We start from the raw sequence: 15,661 nt of genomic DNA on the forward strand, positions 1-15,661 counted from the left end.
GAATAGTAAAGACCCCCCATGCACCCGCCAGAGCCCGTCTACCCTTGCTACCTTCCGGTCCTGGGGGAGTTCAACAGGATGACGCCACATGAGGGGCCGTCAGATACTTTACCCGATCATCCGGCGTGACTCGAATCGGCGCTCCTGCCCCAGCCGTTCACCGGCCAGCTCATAAATTCCGGTTCCTCGTAGGGGTGGACCACCCGCAAAGCGGCTACCACGTCCTGGAGGACCGGGGCCTCCACCACGCACTCGATCCGGTCTTCCGCCACTTCCTCCGGTTCCCCGGGGCTCCCCAGGAACGGAGCGGCGCCCTCCTGCGGGATGAAACGGCCCGTACCGGGCGTCACGAAGGAACAGTGCGTATAGTTGCCGATCCTGCCCGCGCCCGCGTCCCCCAAAGCCGCCAGGACCTGCCGCGTGTGGGTGGCGGGCGTGTAGACCACCAGGGCATGAAGCTCCGTCATGCTTCCATCGTGCCGGATCGGCCTTTGAATCTGCCCCTTTTCGTTGCTTATCCCTTCACCACCAACGATCATGGGTATGTACACCGATTGGGGCAATGCCCGGATGGTGAGCTGTGTGGCCTGGCTGAACGGGGCCGGACCCGGCGGCTCAACGGAGTACCAAGGGAATGGGCGCGTTGGGGGCGTCCATTTCTGGTTAAGCCCCATCACCGCTGCCGCGCCCGGGGCCTGGGCCTGCCGGAAACGGGGTCTCCGGCACCCGATTGGGCGTTGCGGGAATCTTCAGGTAATCTAGTACCTGCTTTTGATTCAGAAGCAGTTGGAGAATTCGCCTAGCGGCCTATGGCGCACGCCTGGAACGCGTGTTGGGTTAACGCCCTCGGGGGTTCAAATCCCCCATTCTCCGCCGGTTGAGAACCCGGCCCCGCCTATGCGGGGCCGGGTTCTTGCGTTTCCGCGGCTAGGGGATGTCCGCCTCCGGCCGGCCGAGCCGCCGCAGTCGGGCCCTGGCGGCGAGTTCGCTGGGTCCTTTTGGTCCCAGGGCGAGGCGTACGACGCCGAGGACAGCTTTCGTGGCCAGCTTCACCGGCAGGGGGAATGGGCCCAGTCGTGGAACCTTGAGCCCGAGCATCTCCCGGTACCTGGGCTCCAGGCTGTACACGGCCCCGGCGAACAAAATCCGGTAGCCGGGGCGCAGGATCGGATGCAGGGGAGCGTGCCGGATGAAGTCCACCGTCTCCGCCACGCGCGCGTCGACACGGAGTTCGCCACTGCCGTACCAGCGGTCCAGCTGCCGGCGCATCTCCGCCTCGGTGGCCGGCGGGTCATCCACACCCATCAGCCGTCCGGCCTGTGCCCATTCCCGGACGTACGCGTCGGGTCCGCCGGGAATGCTGCCGCCCCAGATTTTGTGGGCGGTGAGGAAAGCATCCGTGAACGCGATGTGGATCCAGCCGGCCAGTTCGGGATCGTTGGCGCTGTAGCTGCGCAAAGACCCCTGGTTGTCGCTGTACTTCCCCTGTACGGGCTCATGGAGCCGCTGCACCCGGCGGGACGCTTCCGCCGCCGCCTCCCTTGAGCCGTACGTCACCGTAAAGATCCATCGGATGGTGTGGGCCAGGCGCCCCAGGGGGTCGTCCTTGAAATTCGAGTGCTCGTGCACACCGGCAAGCGCGCCCGGGTGCAGTGACTGCATAAGGAGGGTCCGGATGCCGGCGACAATCGTCGGCATGGACCCGTGCACCGCCCACACCGCAGAGCCTGGAAGGTGGTATCCGGGGTCGTCCCCGTCAGCAAGGCGCAGCGCCCAATCGGGCGGCGCGCCGGTCTTGCCCGTGAAGGTCCGCTTGAGTTCGTCCTGCCAATATCGGATGACATTGCGCATATCCCATTGTTGCCCACGAGGGGCTCAAGACCAGCGCAAATTTGGCGGATTAGGGCTTCACACTTTTCCGGGCGTGTGGTCCCATAGGTCATACCGTCATGACACGGCGGAGCATACGTCGTGGGGTTCATTGTGGGCACGTATCGCGGTAGTCGCAAGGACGGCGGGCGTCAGAGTGAGCGCGCATCGGGGGGTTACCCGCTACAAGAGAGGGTTAAGTTCCGTCGCCGGGCCGGCGCTCCGGATTTCGGAGGGGCCTGTTGCGGAGGGCGTGCCGGCCCGGCGGACGGAAACCTGGTCAGGCCGCGGCGAATTCCTCTACGGTGGCCTTTTCCCGGGCCTCGGTGAGGTAGCGGGAGTAGGCGGGGAGGGTGAGGAAGGTCGGGAATTCGCGGGCGAGGGTGACTTCTTCGAAGATGTCGCGGGCGTCTTCGAACCGGTCGCCGTCGAAGCGTTCCAGCCGTGCAAATTCTGCGTCCAGGAGTTCCTCGACCCATTCGTGGGTGACGATCTCGCCGTGGTCGGTGATGGCGCGGGCGTAGATCCACTGCCAGAGCTGGGAGCGGGAAATTTCGGCGGTGGCGGCGTCTTCCATGAGGTTGTGGATGGCCACTGCGCCGTTGCCGCGGAGCCAGGATTCGATGTAGCGGATGCCCACTTCGATGTTGTTGCGGATGCCCTGTTCGGTGATGGTGCCGGTGGTGGCGGCCACGTTGATGAGGGCGCGGTCGTCCGGGGTGACGTCCTCGCGGAGCCGGTCCAGCTGGTTCGGCTTGTCGCCGAGGATGCCGTCGAACACTTCCCGGCAGACGGGCACCAGGTCCGGGTGGGCCACCCAGGAGCCGTCGAAGCCGTCGTTGGCTTCGCGGGTCTTGTCTGCCCGGACCTTTTCGAGGGCGATGGTGTTGGCCTCGGGGTCCTTGCGGTTGGGGACGGCTGCGGCCATGCCGCCTATGGCCATTGCGCCGCGCTTGTGGCAGGCCCGGACCAGCTGTTCGGTGTAGGCGCGCATGAAGGGCTGGGTCATGGTCACCTGGGCCCGGTCCGGCAGGACGAAGCGCGGGCCGCGGGTGCGGAAGTTCTTGATGAGCGAGAAGATGTAGTCCCAGCGGCCGGCGTTCAGGCCGGCGGCGTGGTCGCGCAGTTCGTAGAGGATTTCCTCCATTTCGAAGGCCGCGGTGATGGTTTCGATCAGCACGGTGGCGCGGATGGTGCCCTGCGGGATGCCGAGCAGGTCCTGGGCGAGGATGAAGATGTCGTTCCAGAGCCGGGCTTCGAGGTGGTTCTCGATCTTGGGCAGGTAGAAGTACGGGCCCTTGCCCTGGGCGAGGAGGCGCCGGGCGTTGTGGAAGAAGAACAGGCCGAAGTCCACGATGCCGCCGGCGATGGGTTCGCCGTCGATGAGCATGTGCTTCTCGGGCAGGTGCCAGCCGCGGGGCCGGACCACGATGGTGGGCAGGTCGCCGGCGGGCTTGAGCTTGTATTCCTTGCCTTCGTCGGTGGTGAAGTCGATGCGGCGTTCCAGGGCGTCGGTGAGGTTCAGCTGGCCTTTGATGACGTTACGCCAGGTGGGGGTGGAGGAGTCTTCCATGTCCGCGAGCCAGACCTTGGCGCCGGAGTTCAGCGCGTTGATGGTCATCTTCTTGTCCACCGGGCCGGTGATCTCCACGCGGCGGTCCTCCAGGCCGGGGGCCGGGGGAGCGACCCGCCAGGACGGGTCGTTGCGGATGTGCTCGGTCTCCCGGAGGAACCGCGGATCTTGGCCGGCTGCGATCTCCGCGCGCCGGGTCCGGCGCGCCTGCAGCAGTTCCTGGCGGCGGCCGGCTGTAGCCCGGTGCAGCTTGCCAATAAAGGACAGTGCGTCCGGGGTCAGCACCTCATCCTGCCGGCAGACGGGCTGCGCGGTCATCGTAATGCCGTTGATCGTAAATGAGTCGGTAAAGCGGTTCATTTCAAGTCTCCTTAAAGACGAAAAGGGAAGTTCGACGGCGGGTAGCGGCACCAAGGGCGAGGAACGCGCAAAGCCGAAGGAGCGGTGATGCGGCAGCCTGCGTAAAGGGGCCCTGTGCCCGCCCCCGACCGAGTTCTACGAGGTCATGGGGCGGGCATGGTGGGCCCACGATGCCGGGGGGCCCCGGCTGAGCTTGCGAAGCTGGGGAGGCATCGGGGAATAGCAGGCAGAGCATTGCCGCTCCGAAGGCGAAGGTGACCGATCCGCCGTCGTAAGTTGCTAGTGGAACTGGCCCTCTTCGGTCGATCCGACCAGGGCGAGGGTGGACGCGTTCGGGTTGAGCGCGGTGGAAATGGTGTCGAAGTAGCCGGTGCCGACTTCGCGCTGGTGCTTGGTTGCGGTGTAGCCGCGGGACTCGGAGGCGAATTCCTTCTCCTGGAGTTCGACGTAGGCGCTCATGCCTTCGCGGGCGTAGCCGTGGGCGAGGTCGAACATCGAGTAGTTCAGGGCGTGGAAGCCGGCCAGGGTGATGAACTGGAAGGTGAAGCCCATGGCGCCGAGTTCACGCTGGAACTTGGCGATCGTGGCGTCGTCCAGGTGCTTCTTCCAGTTGAATGACGGCGAGCAGTTGTAGGAGAGCATCTGGTCCGGGAACTCGGCCTTGACGGCTTCGGCGAACTTGCGGGCCAGTTCCAGGTCCGGGGTGCCGGTTTCCATCCAGATCAGATCGGAGTAGGGGGCGTAGGCCTTGGCGCGGGCGATGCAGGGTTCGATGCCGTTGCGGACCTTGTAGAAGCCCTCGGCCGTGCGCTCACCGGTGATGAACTCCTGGTCCCGTTCGTCGACGTCGGAGGTGATCAGGGTGGCTGCCTCGGCGTCGGTGCGGGCGATGACGACGGTGGGGGTGCCGGCGACGTCGGCCGCGAGCCGGGCTGCGTTCAGGGTGCGGATGTGCTGCTGGGTGGGGATCAGGACCTTGCCGCCGAGGTGGCCGCACTTCTTTTCCGAGGCGAGCTGGTCCTCCCAGTGCACACCGGAGGCGCCGGCCTGGATCATGGACTTCATCAGCTCGTAGGCGTTCAGCGGGCCGCCGAAGCCGGCCTCGGCGTCGGCCACGATCGGGACCAGCCAGTCCTCAACGGACTGGACGCCTTCGGAAAATTCGATCTGGTCCGCCCGCAGCAGGGCGTTGTTGATGCGGCGGACAACGGTGGGGACCGAGTTGGCCGGGTAGAGGGACTGGTCCGGGTAGGTGTGGCCGGAGTTGTTGGCGTCCGCGGCGACCTGCCAGCCGGAGAGGTAGATGGCACGCAGCCCGGCCTTGACCTGCTGCACGGCCTGGTTGCCGGTCAGGGCGCCCAGGGCGTTGGTGTAGTCGCCGGTCTTGTGTTCCTCGGTGAGCTGCTTCCACAGCTTCTCGGCGCCGCGGCGGGCAAGGGTGTGTTCTTCGGAGACACGTCCGCGGAGGCGGACGACGTCGGAGGCTGAGTAGTCCCGGGTCACACCTTCCCAGCGGGGGTTGGCGGCCCATTCAAGCTCCAGGGCGGCAGCCTGCGCTTCCGGCGTCTGCGAGGTGGGCTCAAATGCTGCAGTCATCGTTGATCTCCTTGATTGAGCTCCGGAGGTGGTTGGCGGGAACCGCGTCGTTGAGGTTCCCACCGGCTTTTCCGGTGCGGTGTTTCTTTCCGTGACAACTACTTTTCAGCACTTTCAACCCCCTTTCTAGAGAAGAACCCTGGAAAGAAACGCACTTCTTCACGTATTCTTCAGAAATGTCGCCTTCAAGCTGGAACAGGGAAGTTTCGCAGCCGCCGCCCGCATCCTCCGCGGGCGAACTGGACGTCATCGCGCTGGGCCGCCGGGTGCGCCACCTGCGCAAGCAGGCCGGGCTGACCCTCGATGACCTGAGCGCCGCCGTCGGAACCGCTCCCAGCCAGCTGAGCCTGATCGAGAACGGCAAGCGGGAGCCCAAGCTCACACTGCTGCAGCACCTCGCATCTGCGCTCGGTGTCAGCATCGACCAGCTGCTCGGGGCGGAGCCGCCCAGCCGCCGCGCGGCCCTGGAGATCGAGCTGGAACGGTACCAGCGCGGGCCGCTCTACGAGTCCTTGAACCTGCCCAAAATCCGCATCAGTTCGCGGCTTCCGCTGGATGTCCTTGAGGCACAGGTGGGGCTCCTGCACGAGCTGGAACGCAAGATGAACGAGCAGGTGGCCACCCCTGAAGAAGCCCGCCGCGCCAACGGCGAACTGCGGGCCATGATGCGGGAGCGCGGCAACTACTTCCCGGAGTACGAGGCCGAGGCGCAGAAGGTCCTCAAGGAGGTGGGCTACACCACCGGTCCGCTGAGCCAGCACGTCATCGCGGACATCGCGGCGCACCTCGGATTCACCCTGCACCATGTGGGGGATTTGCCGCATTCCACCCGGTCTGTGACGGATTTGAAGAACCGCAAAATTTACCTCACGCAGAGCCAGCGGCAGGACCATGACCCCCGCTCAGTCCTGCTGCAGGCCCTGGGGCACTACGTCCTGGGCCACGAGACGCCCAAGAACTACGGTGACTTCCTGGCCCAGCGCGTGGCCACCAACTATTTCGCCGCCGCGCTGCTGCTCCCGGAACAAGCCACCGTGGAATTTTTGCAAAAAGCGAAAGCGGCCAAGGAAATCGCCGTGGAGGACATCCGGGACGCGTTCGCCGTTTCCTACGAGACCGCCGCCCACCGTTTCACCAACCTGGCCACCAAGCACCTGGGCATCACCACGCATTTCCAGAAGACGCACCAGAGTGGCATCATCTACAAGGCCTATGAGAACGACGGTGTGAACTTCCCCCAGGACCACACGGGCGCCATCGAGGGCCAGCCGTCCTGCAAGGCCTGGACCTCCCGCGCCGTGTTCGATGTGCCGGACAAGTTCAGCGCCTACAGCCAGTACACGGACACCCCGTCCGGCACGTACTGGTGCACTGCGCGCACCGAGCGCTCGGCGACCGGCGAGTTCTCACTGAGCATCGGTGTGCCGTACCAGCACGTGAAGTGGTTCCGCGGGCGGGAAACGACGGCCCGGGCCACCTCCAACTGCCCGGATCCGACCTGCTGCAAGCGTCCACCCGCAGAGCTGGCCACGGCATGGGCCGGAAACGCCTGGCCGTCGGCCCGGGCCCACTCCCACCTCTTGGCCGCCATGCCGCCGGGCGCCTTCCCCGGCGTGGACGAGACCGAGGTGTACAGCTTCCTGCAGGCCCACTCGGCATCTTAGAAACGCCCCATCAGATCCTGCCCGCCTTTTCCTGACGCGCCATCAGTTCCTGCGCGCCTTTGCCTGATGCCCCATCACTTTCCTGACGAAAGTGATGGCGCGCTTGGGGTTTTGGGGCGGGAGGTGATGGCGTGTTGGTTTACCCGTGCAACGCCCGGTAGGCATCCGCCGCGGCCGGGTGCAGCGGGACGCCGGCGGTGTTGATCAGGGTTTCCGGGCTGAGGAACTGGACGCCAAGGCTGGACTGGGGAATCAGTTCACCGGCGTGGTGCACCAGAAGCTGGACCGTCCGCTCTACAGTGGCGGGGTCCAGGTCGGCCCGGCACAGGAGCAAATTCGCGGCTCCCACCGTCCACACCGCGGGAACGCCGGGGTAGCTGCCTTCGGGAATGAGCACGCGGTCGTACTGGGCTCCGTGCAGCCGCCGCAGTTCCGGCAGGAGCGGCGACAGGTCCAGCAAGGCCAGGGCCACGTCCTGCCCGGCCGCGGTGATCGCGGCGGTCGGCACGCCGCCGGACCAGAACAAGGCGTCCACGGTGCCTGCCTTCAGGGCGGTGAGGCCGTCGTTCAGTCCCAGGCTTACGACGGCGACAGTCCCGTCCCCGGCCGGGGCGCCGTCGGCAGAGGTACTGAGCCCCGCTGCCGCCAGCAGCCGGGGGGTAGTGAGGGAGGTTCCGGAGCCTGGCTGTCCGGTGGCCACCCTGCGTCCGGCCAGGCCGGAGATGGCGGTGATTCCGCTGTCCCGGCGCACCACACAGTGCACGTAGTTCTCATAGACCTTGCCGAGGGCAGCTACATCCGCTCCGCCCGGATCCTGGGGTTGCCCGGCGGCGTCCGCCAGGGCAACAGCGAATGTTGCCCGCCCGGCCCGCAGTTCGGCAATGTTGTCCAGGCTCCCGCCTGTGGACAGCGCCCGCGCCGAGCCGGCCACGCCATGGCGTTCCAGGGATGCCGCGAGCAGGGTGGAAAATTCCAGGTAGAAGCCCCCGGGTTCGCCCCCGGCCACGGTCAGCTCATCCGGGCGGTCGGCCGTGCAGGCGGCGAGGACGGAGGGAAGGGTTACAGCCGCCACAAGGCCGAGGCCGGCTTTGAGGGCGGTCCTTCGCGGAAGGTCCAGGCGTAAGTCAGCCACGCCCACCGCCCAGTCCAGTGCCCGGGGTGCCGGCCGCGAGGGGAAACTCCAGCCGGGCGGACAGGCCGTGCGGGGCGGCGGCGCCCAGCACCAGACGCCCGCCGTTTGCAGCGGCCAGCTCGTCCACGATCGTTATGCCCAGGCCTGTTCCCCGGACCGCCGCGTGGCGGGGCGAGCGCCAGAACCGTGTGGCAGCATAGGTGCGTTCCTGCTCTGAAAGCCCGGGCCCGTCGTCGGCAATTTCCACCGCAACCGCGCCCCGGGCCACCGTAACCGAGGCGTTCACTGTGGCCCCCGGGGCGTACTTGATGGCGTTGCTGAGGAGCTCACCGGCCATCTGCGCCAGTTCGGCGGGCTGGCATGCAACCAGCGCCGGGTCCCGCGGCGGCGGGGCCAGGACAAGGCGCACTCCAGCCCGTTCCGCGGCGGGGGTGGCACGCTCCACTTCGCCCTGCAGGACGGGGAACGGATCAACCGGTCCGGCAGCGGGCCGGGCGACCGGGCTGCCAAAGGCGCGCACCGAGTCTTCGCTGGCCCGGTGTTCGGCTGCAGCAAGCTTCAGCACGCCGTCCAGGATTTCCTCGACCCGTTCCAGCTCAGCCATCACATTGCCTGCCGCGTCGTGGTCCCGTGCCGTCTTGAGTTCCAGCTGCAGCACGTCCAGCCGCAGCCGGAGTGCGCCGATGGGATTCCGCAGCTGGTGGGACGTGTCCGCGATCAGCTGGCGCTGCGCTTCGATGCTGTCACCCACGGTGCGGGCCATGGCGGTGAAGGACCGGCTGAGCTCCCGCAGTTCCGGCGGACCGTCCTCGGGCAGGCGCCCTGCCCGCCCCGTCGTGGCCAGTTCGGTCACCGCCGTGTTCAGCCGCAGGACGGGCCGGAGCACCCAGCCCGTAACGCGGGACGCCGCCAGCAGGAGCACCGCGGCGAGTACGACGGCGGCCGCGGCCACGAGGAGCCAGCGCTCGCGGAGTTTCTGGCGGGCTGTGTCGAGGTCCGCTTCCAGGACGACGCCGCCGAGCACCTGGCTGGCGCTGCCAAACGGGCGGAAGATGAGTTCCGCGCCGGAACCGAAGGGCTCCAGCGGTGCCAGCGTGGTATCGCTGACGTTGAGTCCGGTCCTGGACAGTGCGTCCCGGACATCGGGCCTGCCGTCGCTGAGGCCCCCGGAGGTCAGTGTTGCCTGTTGGAGCCGCACCACGATCCCTTCGCCGTACAGCGACGAGTAGGTGTCCATTTCCCGCTGCAGCCGCACCGTGTCACCGTCGGATGCGGCGTCGAAAGCTACCTGCGCCAGCCGGTTCAGCGATGCGGCCCGGTTGATCTGGACTTCCTGGGTCAGTTCCCGGGCAGCGGAACCCAGGATCGTGCCGGATACCAGGAAGACCACCAGCAGGCACAGCACGCTGAGGACGCCCAGGACACGGAGCCTCACGCCGGGTCCGTTTCCACGCGGTAGCCCACGCCCCGGACGTTGATGATGAAGCCCGGCTTCTGCAGTTTTGCCCGCAGTCCGGTCAGGTGCACGTCCAGTGAGCGGGAGGATGCGAGGAAGGCGTCGCCCCACAACGCGTCCAGGATCTGTTCCCGGGTCACCACCGACCCGGCGTTGCGGGCCAGCAGGGCCAGCAGCTCGTACTCGGTGGCGGTCAGCGGGAGTACCTCGCCGTTTTTGGCGGCCGTCCTCCTGTCCAGGTCGATCTCAAGGTCGCCCAGCGTGATGGTGTGCGTTGTGCTTCCGCTGCCGCGGCGCACCCGGCGGGTGACCGCCTCGATGCGGGCCAGAAGTTCCACCAGCTTGACCGGCTTGACCAGGTAGTCGTCGGCTCCGGACCGCAGGCCCAGCACCACGCTGCGTTCGTCGTCGCGGGCAGTCAAAATCAGGATGGGGCAGTCGGTGACCTGGCGCAGTTTGCGCAGCACGTCCAGCCCGTCCATGTCCGGCAGCCCGAGGTCCAGCAGGATCACCTCGTAATCGCGGTGCGCCAGGAGGGCGTCCGACCCGCGGGACACCCTGGTCGCCTTCAGGCCCGCCGTCGCCACACCCGCCGCGAGCGCACCTGCCATGGCGTCGTCGTCCTCGACGATCAGCACGTCCATTGCCATGTCTTTGTCCTTAAAGCCGGGGTTGAGCCGTCCCCCGCCATTGGAGACTACCGCCTGCACCGTTTTCCCGGCTGCAGGCGGCATTACCGCCCCGAAACCTAAGGAAGTGTTAGGAAACCCGTTCCGCGTTGGGTTGTGCCCTGCATCACCCATATTTTGGTGGGGGTCCTCCGGCTTCCGGAAGACTTTCAGACCAAGGAAGGTTCATGATGAGCACCGAACAAGCAGCGCCGCTGAAGGGGGAAGCGCCGTCTGAGGCGGCACAGACCCGCCGGGCCGTGGGCAACATCCTCAAGGGTTCCGCCGGCAACCTCGTGGAGTGGTACGACCTCTACGTCTACACCGTCTTTGCCGCCTACTTCCAGGCGCACTTCTTCAACTCCAAGGACGACCTGCAGGCCGGCCTGGAGGCGATGGCCGTCTTCTCGACGTCGTTCCTCATGCGCCCCATCGGCGCCTGGTTCTTCGGCCGCTATGCCGACCGCAACGGCCGCAAGGCAGCCCTGACCCTCAGCGTGACATTGATGTCTGCCGGTTCCTTTGCCATCGCAGTGCTGCCCACCCAGGATGTCATCGGGATCTGGGCCATGGTGCTGCTGGTCCTTGTCCGCCTGGTTCAGGGCTTCTCCGTGGGCGGCGAGTACGGCACCAGCGCCACCTACATGTCGGAGGCGGCAACGTCCCGGCGGCGTGGCTTCTTCTCCAGCTTCCAGTACGTCACGCTGGTAGGCGGCCAGATGCTTGCGCTGCTGGTCCTGGTGATCCTGCAGAACACCCTCGGCAACGACGCCCTGACCGAGTGGGGCTGGCGCATTCCGTTCGCCCTGGGCGGCGCCGCCGCGCTGGTGGTGCTCTGGCTCCGCCGCTCCATGGAGGAAACGGTCTCCGCAGACCAGATCCGCGCCGCGCACGTCCCGGTCGCGGGAGAGGCCCAGCCGGGCACCCTGAAACTGCTCTTCACCCGCTACTGGAAGCCGCTGCTCATCTGCATCGGCGTCACCCTGGGCGGCACCGTGGCGTTCTACACGTACACCAACTTCATCCTCAAGTTCATGAACGATACGTCCGGCATTCCCAAGACGGACACCTCGGTGATCAACTTCTGGGCGCTTTTCATCTTTATGCTCCTGCAGCCCGTGTACGGCATGATTTCGGACAAGGTGGGCCGCAAGCCGCTGCTGCTCTGGTTCGGCATCACCGGTGTGCTCTTCACCTGGCCGCTGCTGTCCACGCTGTCCGGCACCAAGGACCCGTTCACCGCGTTCCTGCTGATGCTCGGCGGCCTCCTGATCGTGGGCGGCTACACCTCCATCAATGCCCTGGTGAAGGCGGAACTCTTCCCGGCCTCCATCCGCGCCCTGGGCGTGGGGCTGGGCTACGCCATCGCCAACTCGCTGTTCGGCGGGACTGTTCCGCTCATCGGCGCCGCGCTGCAGAAGGCCGGCCAGGTGGACCTGTTCTTCACCTACGTGACCATCGCCATCGCCCTGTCCCTGCTGGTTTACATCTTCGCCCTCAAGAACAAGAAGGCCACGCACCTGGACCAGGAACAGGGCCACGCCTGGGACGCCGGCATGGCCGAGCAAAAGGACGACGACGGCGACCGCCTGGCAGCTGCCAGCCGCTAGGTCCGCCACGGAGCATCGGGTGTTATCGGGCCGCCCCCAACGCTCCATCAGAAATCGCCGATAGACCGGGAACCCTCCTGCAATCCGTGCAGGAGGGTTCCAGGGTTTTGTGCCAAAAGTGATAGGGGGTTGTGGTTAGCGGGCGCCGCCCTGCCACAGCGCATCGAACGGAGCGCCTGAAGCCACGCGGTTCCGGATCCCGGCGGTTACGAATTCCTTCGCTGCCCGGGCGGCTTCCAGGGGCGAGGATCCCTTGGCCAGTTCCGCGGTCACCGCTGCGGCCAGGGAGCAGCCGGCGCCGGAGACGGCAACCTCGCCCACCTTGGGTGCGCTCAGGACTTCCAGGGTTTCGCCGTCGTAGAAAACGTCGACGGCGTCCGGGCCTTCCAGCCGCACCCCGCCCTTGGCGAGCACCGCAGCGCCGCTGAGTTCGTGGATGCGGATGGCCGCAGCCTTCAGCGACTCCACATCCGTGATGTCCATGCCGGACAGGGACTCCGCTTCGAAGTGGTTGGGCGTCACGAACGTGGCCAGCGGCAGGATCTCCGCCTTCAGTGCCTGGTCGGTGTCCAGGGCGTGGCCGGGCTCCTGGCCCTTGCAGATCAGGACCGGGTCCAGGACCACGTTGCCGAACGCGTTGGCCTTCAGGGATCCGGCCACGGTGGCGATGGTCGCGGGGCTGCCAAGCATGCCGATCTTCACGGTGTCCAGCACGGAAGGCGCACCCGACGCCGGACCGTACGCCGCCGCGGTCGCCTCCAGCTGGTCGGCAATCACCTGCTGGTCCACCGGTACAAAGCGGTGGTTCCAGCTGTCCTTCGGATCGAACGACACAATGCAGGTCAGGTTGGCGATACCGAAGACGCCGAGTTCCTGGAAAGTCTTCAGGTCTGCCTGCGCGCCGGCGCCACCGGTAGCTTCGGAACCTGCGATGGTGAGGACGACGGCCGGAGTACTGGCGGGCCGGACCGCGCTGCTGGAAACGGAAGTCATGCACCCATCCTGCCATCCGGCGTCGGGCGTTTTCCTTGTGTGCCCGTACAGCGGACGGGGCGCCGCTGTGTTCAGGACCCCAAGCGCGGCCTGCTCACCCGCGGCTTTTCGCAATCTGCTGGAGCGCGCCGCCGAGTTCCGCATGGCGGTAGATGAATCCCGACGACAGGAGTTTCTGCGGCAGGACCCAGCGGCTCTTGAGCACCAGCTCCGTTTCGGTCCGGATCATCAGCGCGCCGGCGCTGAGGAGCCACGCCGGGGTGGGAACCCCGAAGCGTGCCCGGTAGGCGCGGCGGACCAGCCGCATCAGTTCATGGTTGCTCACCACGTCGGGCGAGGCCACATTGACGGGGCCGGTGATGTCCGTCCTCTTGTGCAGGAACCGCATGCTCCGGTACAGGTCCTCCAGGTGGATCCAGCTGAACTTCTGGTTTCCGTCACCCATGGGCCCGCCCAGGCCCAGCCGCGCCAGGACCGAGAACGGCCTTAGCGCGCCGCCGCCCGGGCCCAGCACGATCGCGATCCGCAGCGGGATCTTGCGGGTTTGCGGGGTGGCGGCAGCTTCCAGCGCGGACTCCCAGGCGCGGGCAACGTCGACCGAGAATCCTGTGCCGGGTTCGCCGTCGTTCTCGCTTTGCGGCTGGTCACGGGCGTCCCGGTAGATTGTCCCGGTGCTTGCATTCAGCCACGTCGACGGCGGCTGCGGGCACCGTGCGATCGCGCGGCCGAGCACTTCGGTCGTCCGGACGCGTGACTCCAGGATGGCGGCTTTGTTCCGGGAACTGTAGCGGCAGGACACGGACCGCCCGGCGAGGTTGACCACAAGGTCGGCGCCGTCGAGCACCCGGGTCATGGCGTCGTCGTCGTTCCACCGTGCTGAGTTGCTTCCCGCTCCCTTCCGCCCGATGGTCCGCACAGTCCAGCCATCCTGCTGGAAGCGTGCCCGGATGTACCTGCCAATGAAGCCCGAGGCCCCCGCCAGCACCACGGTCTTGGTTCTGTTCATCATTTCCCCCACTTTGTTGCTCTCGATGATGTGCTGCCGGGTTGCTAGCCTCGGATGCTTCGGCTCAGGCTGAGGACGTCGTCCAGGACCTTGCCGACTCCGGGGATGCGTGCCAGCGCAAGTCCGCGCGCGATCAGCGGGGCGGCGCCATCCACCAGCCGCCTCGTCTTCTGTTGCTGGTCGGAGGTGTCGTACACCCAGAACAGGGTGACGCCCATGTAGCAAAGCCACAGCAGCTCAGGCAGGTCGCCCCGCAGCTTCTTCGGTACCGCGGGGCGGGCACCATCCACTGCCCGCCGGAAGATCTCCAATGAGGCCTCCCGGGCGGGGGACGACGCTGCGGAGAAAGGATTGACCGGAGAGCTGGGGCGGATGGCGGTGGCCATGAAATCGGCACCGAAACGGTGGTAGGGCGCCATTACGTCCAGCGCTGCGTGGAGGACGGCCTTGAGCCGCCGGGCCAGGCTCCCCGGTGCTTGCAGTTCAGCGGCCGCGCGGGCGGCGTGCTCCGCCTGCACCTGGACGTAGAGCTCGTGGACGAGGTCATCCTTGGAGGCAAAGTAGTAATAGGCGTTGCCCGCGGACACCCCGGCTTCGGCGGCGATGGCGCGCATGGTGGTCTTTTCGAAGCCGATTTCGCGGAACATGCGCAGGGCCACCTCGGCCAGTTTCTGCCGGGTCTGCTCGCTCTTGGCTGCCATGGATTCCTCTTATTTGAACGTGTTCAAGAAACAGTATTCCATACCTTTTGAACGCGTTCAGAAATTGGGGCGCTGGCCGGCGCGGCGGGTTATTGGGCCCAGTGGGGAGGGTCCCCGTGCACAGTGATGGGACAATTGGGCGACAGTGCTAATACAGCCGGCCCCGCCCCCGCCGGGCGCCGAGCGAACCACTATGAACGGACGTCCTCCTATGTCACCTGCCTCCGGCAAGTACACCCTGCCCGGAACCACACCGTCCGGGACCGCCGCGAAATTCGCGGCCATCGGATCCCCATACTTCGGGATCATGCTGGCCGTTATGGCCGTGGTGCTGATCCTGTCCAACATCGGTGCGTCGAAGGGTGTGGTCCTGGGCCCCATCGTCACCGACGGCGGCTTCTTCCTGTTCCCGCTGGCCTACATCCTGGGCGACGTCATCAGCGAGGTATACGGGTTCAACGTGGCGCGCAAGGCCATTTTCACCACGTTTGCGCTGTCCGTCTTCGCATCCCTCTGCTATTGGGTGATCATCGCCCTTCCCGGGTTCGGTGACGAGTTCGGCGCCTCCAAACAGGCCGCGCTCGAAGGCGCCCTCGGTCCCGTGCCGCAGATCGTGCTGGCGTCGCTGCTGGCGTTCCTTGCCGGGCAGACCATCAACTCATGGATCCTGGTTCGGATGAAGGCACGCACAGGGGAGAAGTCCCTGTGGGCCCGCCTGATGGGTTCCTCAGGGGCCGGGGAGTTCGTTGACACCCTGATTTTCTGCAGCATTGCCGCCTCTGTCATCGGGATCACGGACCTGGGGACCTTCATGAACTACGTGGTGGCGGGCTTTGTGTACAAGACTCTGGTGGAGTTCATCTTTGTGCCGGTGACGTCGCTGGTTATCGGATGGGTCAAGAAGCGCGAGCCCAGCTACGGCACGGTGGCTTCCGCGTAAGGTTCCTACACCGGAGACGCTGGAACGGTGCGGGGACGCTGTTCCGGTTCAGCGTCCCCGCACCGTTCCAGCGATTTCGACGGCGGGAGGCCG

Annotated in this window: 13 protein-coding genes, 1 tRNA gene and 1 other RNA gene; 4 read left to right on the forward strand and 11 right to left on the reverse strand. The window is 66.4% G+C overall.

Features of this window, described 5'->3' with window-relative positions:
• Positions 1-4: 4 nt before the first annotated feature.
• Positions 5-101, reverse strand: an RNA gene (gene ffs / locus ACYQ1Z_RS15985) — signal recognition particle sRNA small type.
• A 15-nt stretch (positions 102-116) separates the two neighbouring features.
• Positions 117-467, reverse strand: a complete 351-nt coding sequence (locus ACYQ1Z_RS15990; protein WP_459793530.1) for a hypothetical protein — start codon at positions 465-467, stop codon at positions 117-119.
• 321 nt (positions 468-788) lie between these two features.
• Here ACYQ1Z_RS15990 and ACYQ1Z_RS15995 point away from each other — a divergent pair.
• Positions 789-873 (forward strand) — tRNA-Ser (locus ACYQ1Z_RS15995).
• A gap of 54 nt (positions 874-927) precedes the next feature.
• Here ACYQ1Z_RS15995 and ACYQ1Z_RS16000 read toward each other — a convergent pair.
• The 3 genes from ACYQ1Z_RS16000 to aceA all read right to left on the reverse strand — a co-directional run bounded on the left by ACYQ1Z_RS16000 (position 928) and on the right by aceA (position 5,398).
• A complete protein-coding gene (locus ACYQ1Z_RS16000; RefSeq protein WP_459793531.1) occupies positions 928-1,851 on the reverse strand; it encodes an oxygenase MpaB family protein in 924 nt (307 codons plus the stop codon).
• 298 nt (positions 1,852-2,149) lie between these two features.
• On the reverse strand, positions 2,150-3,802 hold the full coding sequence (gene aceB / locus ACYQ1Z_RS16005; protein WP_459793532.1) for a malate synthase A: 1,653 nt from the start codon (positions 3,800-3,802) through the stop codon (positions 2,150-2,152).
• Positions 3,803-4,081: 279 nt separating this feature from the next.
• Positions 4,082-5,398, reverse strand: a complete 1,317-nt coding sequence (gene aceA / locus ACYQ1Z_RS16010) for an isocitrate lyase (RefSeq protein WP_459793533.1) — start codon at positions 5,396-5,398, stop codon at positions 4,082-4,084.
• A gap of 176 nt (positions 5,399-5,574) precedes the next feature.
• On the opposite strand from aceA, the gene ACYQ1Z_RS16015 reads away from it, so the two are divergent.
• Positions 5,575-7,062, forward strand: coding sequence for a helix-turn-helix domain-containing protein (locus ACYQ1Z_RS16015; RefSeq protein WP_459793534.1), 1,488 nt, complete (start codon positions 5,575-5,577; stop codon positions 7,060-7,062).
• 139 nt (positions 7,063-7,201) lie between these two features.
• Here ACYQ1Z_RS16015 and ACYQ1Z_RS16020 read toward each other — a convergent pair whose 3' ends face one another.
• The 3 genes from ACYQ1Z_RS16020 to ACYQ1Z_RS16030 are packed head-to-tail and all read right to left on the reverse strand — an operon-like array spanning position 7,202 to position 10,294.
• Positions 7,202-8,194 carry a TAXI family TRAP transporter solute-binding subunit gene (locus ACYQ1Z_RS16020; protein ID WP_459793535.1) on the reverse strand — a complete coding sequence of 331 codons (993 nt, stop codon included), beginning with the start codon at positions 8,192-8,194 and terminating at the stop codon, positions 7,202-7,204.
• On the reverse strand, positions 8,187-9,629 hold the full coding sequence (locus tag ACYQ1Z_RS16025) for a sensor histidine kinase (protein WP_459793536.1): 1,443 nt from the start codon (positions 9,627-9,629) through the stop codon (positions 8,187-8,189). The genes ACYQ1Z_RS16020 and ACYQ1Z_RS16025 overlap by 8 nt, the downstream gene beginning before the upstream one ends.
• Entirely contained in the window at positions 9,626-10,294 is a 669-nt protein-coding gene (locus tag ACYQ1Z_RS16030; RefSeq protein WP_459793575.1) for a response regulator transcription factor, read from the reverse strand. The genes ACYQ1Z_RS16025 and ACYQ1Z_RS16030 overlap by 4 nt, the downstream gene beginning before the upstream one ends.
• Before the next feature lie 215 nt (positions 10,295-10,509).
• Between ACYQ1Z_RS16030 and ACYQ1Z_RS16035 the strand changes: the two genes are divergently transcribed.
• Complete coding sequence (locus ACYQ1Z_RS16035; protein WP_459793537.1) at positions 10,510-11,928, forward strand: MFS transporter; 1,419 nt, start codon at positions 10,510-10,512, stop codon at positions 11,926-11,928.
• 135 nt (positions 11,929-12,063) lie between these two features.
• On the opposite strand, the gene ACYQ1Z_RS16040 is transcribed toward ACYQ1Z_RS16035, so the two are convergent.
• The 3 genes from ACYQ1Z_RS16040 to ACYQ1Z_RS16050 all read right to left on the reverse strand — a co-directional run bounded on the left by ACYQ1Z_RS16040 (position 12,064) and on the right by ACYQ1Z_RS16050 (position 14,628).
• A complete protein-coding gene (locus tag ACYQ1Z_RS16040; protein ID WP_459793538.1) occupies positions 12,064-12,921 on the reverse strand; it encodes a hydroxymethylpyrimidine/phosphomethylpyrimidine kinase in 858 nt (285 codons plus the stop codon).
• Positions 12,922-13,015: 94 nt separating this feature from the next.
• Positions 13,016-13,927: a TIGR01777 family oxidoreductase gene (locus ACYQ1Z_RS16045; RefSeq protein WP_459793576.1), complete on the reverse strand. Its 912-nt coding sequence runs from the start codon at positions 13,925-13,927 to the stop codon at positions 13,016-13,018.
• A gap of 44 nt (positions 13,928-13,971) precedes the next feature.
• A complete protein-coding gene (locus ACYQ1Z_RS16050; protein ID WP_459793539.1) occupies positions 13,972-14,628 on the reverse strand; it encodes a TetR family transcriptional regulator in 657 nt (218 codons plus the stop codon).
• 211 nt (positions 14,629-14,839) lie between these two features.
• Here ACYQ1Z_RS16050 and ACYQ1Z_RS16055 point away from each other — a divergent pair, with 211 nt between their 5' ends.
• Positions 14,840-15,568: a queuosine precursor transporter gene (locus ACYQ1Z_RS16055; protein ID WP_459793540.1), complete on the forward strand. Its 729-nt coding sequence runs from the start codon at positions 14,840-14,842 to the stop codon at positions 15,566-15,568.
• The last annotated feature ends 93 nt before the right edge of the window (positions 15,569-15,661 follow it).

Source organism: Arthrobacter sp. AD-310, assembly GCF_054656615.1.

Coding starts and splice junctions, on each gene's coding strand:
- ACYQ1Z_RS15990 (WP_459793530.1), bottom strand. CDS start 467: ATGACGGAGCTTCATGCCCTGGTGGTCTACACGCCCGCCACCCACACG.
- ACYQ1Z_RS16000 (WP_459793531.1), bottom strand. CDS start 1,851: ATGCGCAATGTCATCCGATATTGGCAGGACGAACTCAAGCGGACCTTC.
- aceB (WP_459793532.1), bottom strand. CDS start 3,802: ATGAACCGCTTTACCGACTCATTTACGATCAACGGCATTACGATGACC.
- aceA (WP_459793533.1), bottom strand. CDS start 5,398: ATGACTGCAGCATTTGAGCCCACCTCGCAGACGCCGGAAGCGCAGGCT.
- ACYQ1Z_RS16015 (WP_459793534.1), top strand. CDS start 5,575: ATGTCGCCTTCAAGCTGGAACAGGGAAGTTTCGCAGCCGCCGCCCGCA.
- ACYQ1Z_RS16030 (WP_459793575.1), bottom strand. CDS start 10,294: ATGGACGTGCTGATCGTCGAGGACGACGACGCCATGGCAGGTGCGCTC.
- ACYQ1Z_RS16035 (WP_459793537.1), top strand. CDS start 10,510: ATGAGCACCGAACAAGCAGCGCCGCTGAAGGGGGAAGCGCCGTCTGAG.
- ACYQ1Z_RS16040 (WP_459793538.1), bottom strand. CDS start 12,921: ATGACTTCCGTTTCCAGCAGCGCGGTCCGGCCCGCCAGTACTCCGGCC.
- ACYQ1Z_RS16045 (WP_459793576.1), bottom strand. CDS start 13,927: ATGAACAGAACCAAGACCGTGGTGCTGGCGGGGGCCTCGGGCTTCATT.
- ACYQ1Z_RS16050 (WP_459793539.1), bottom strand. CDS start 14,628: ATGGCAGCCAAGAGCGAGCAGACCCGGCAGAAACTGGCCGAGGTGGCC.
- ACYQ1Z_RS16055 (WP_459793540.1), top strand. CDS start 14,840: ATGTCACCTGCCTCCGGCAAGTACACCCTGCCCGGAACCACACCGTCC.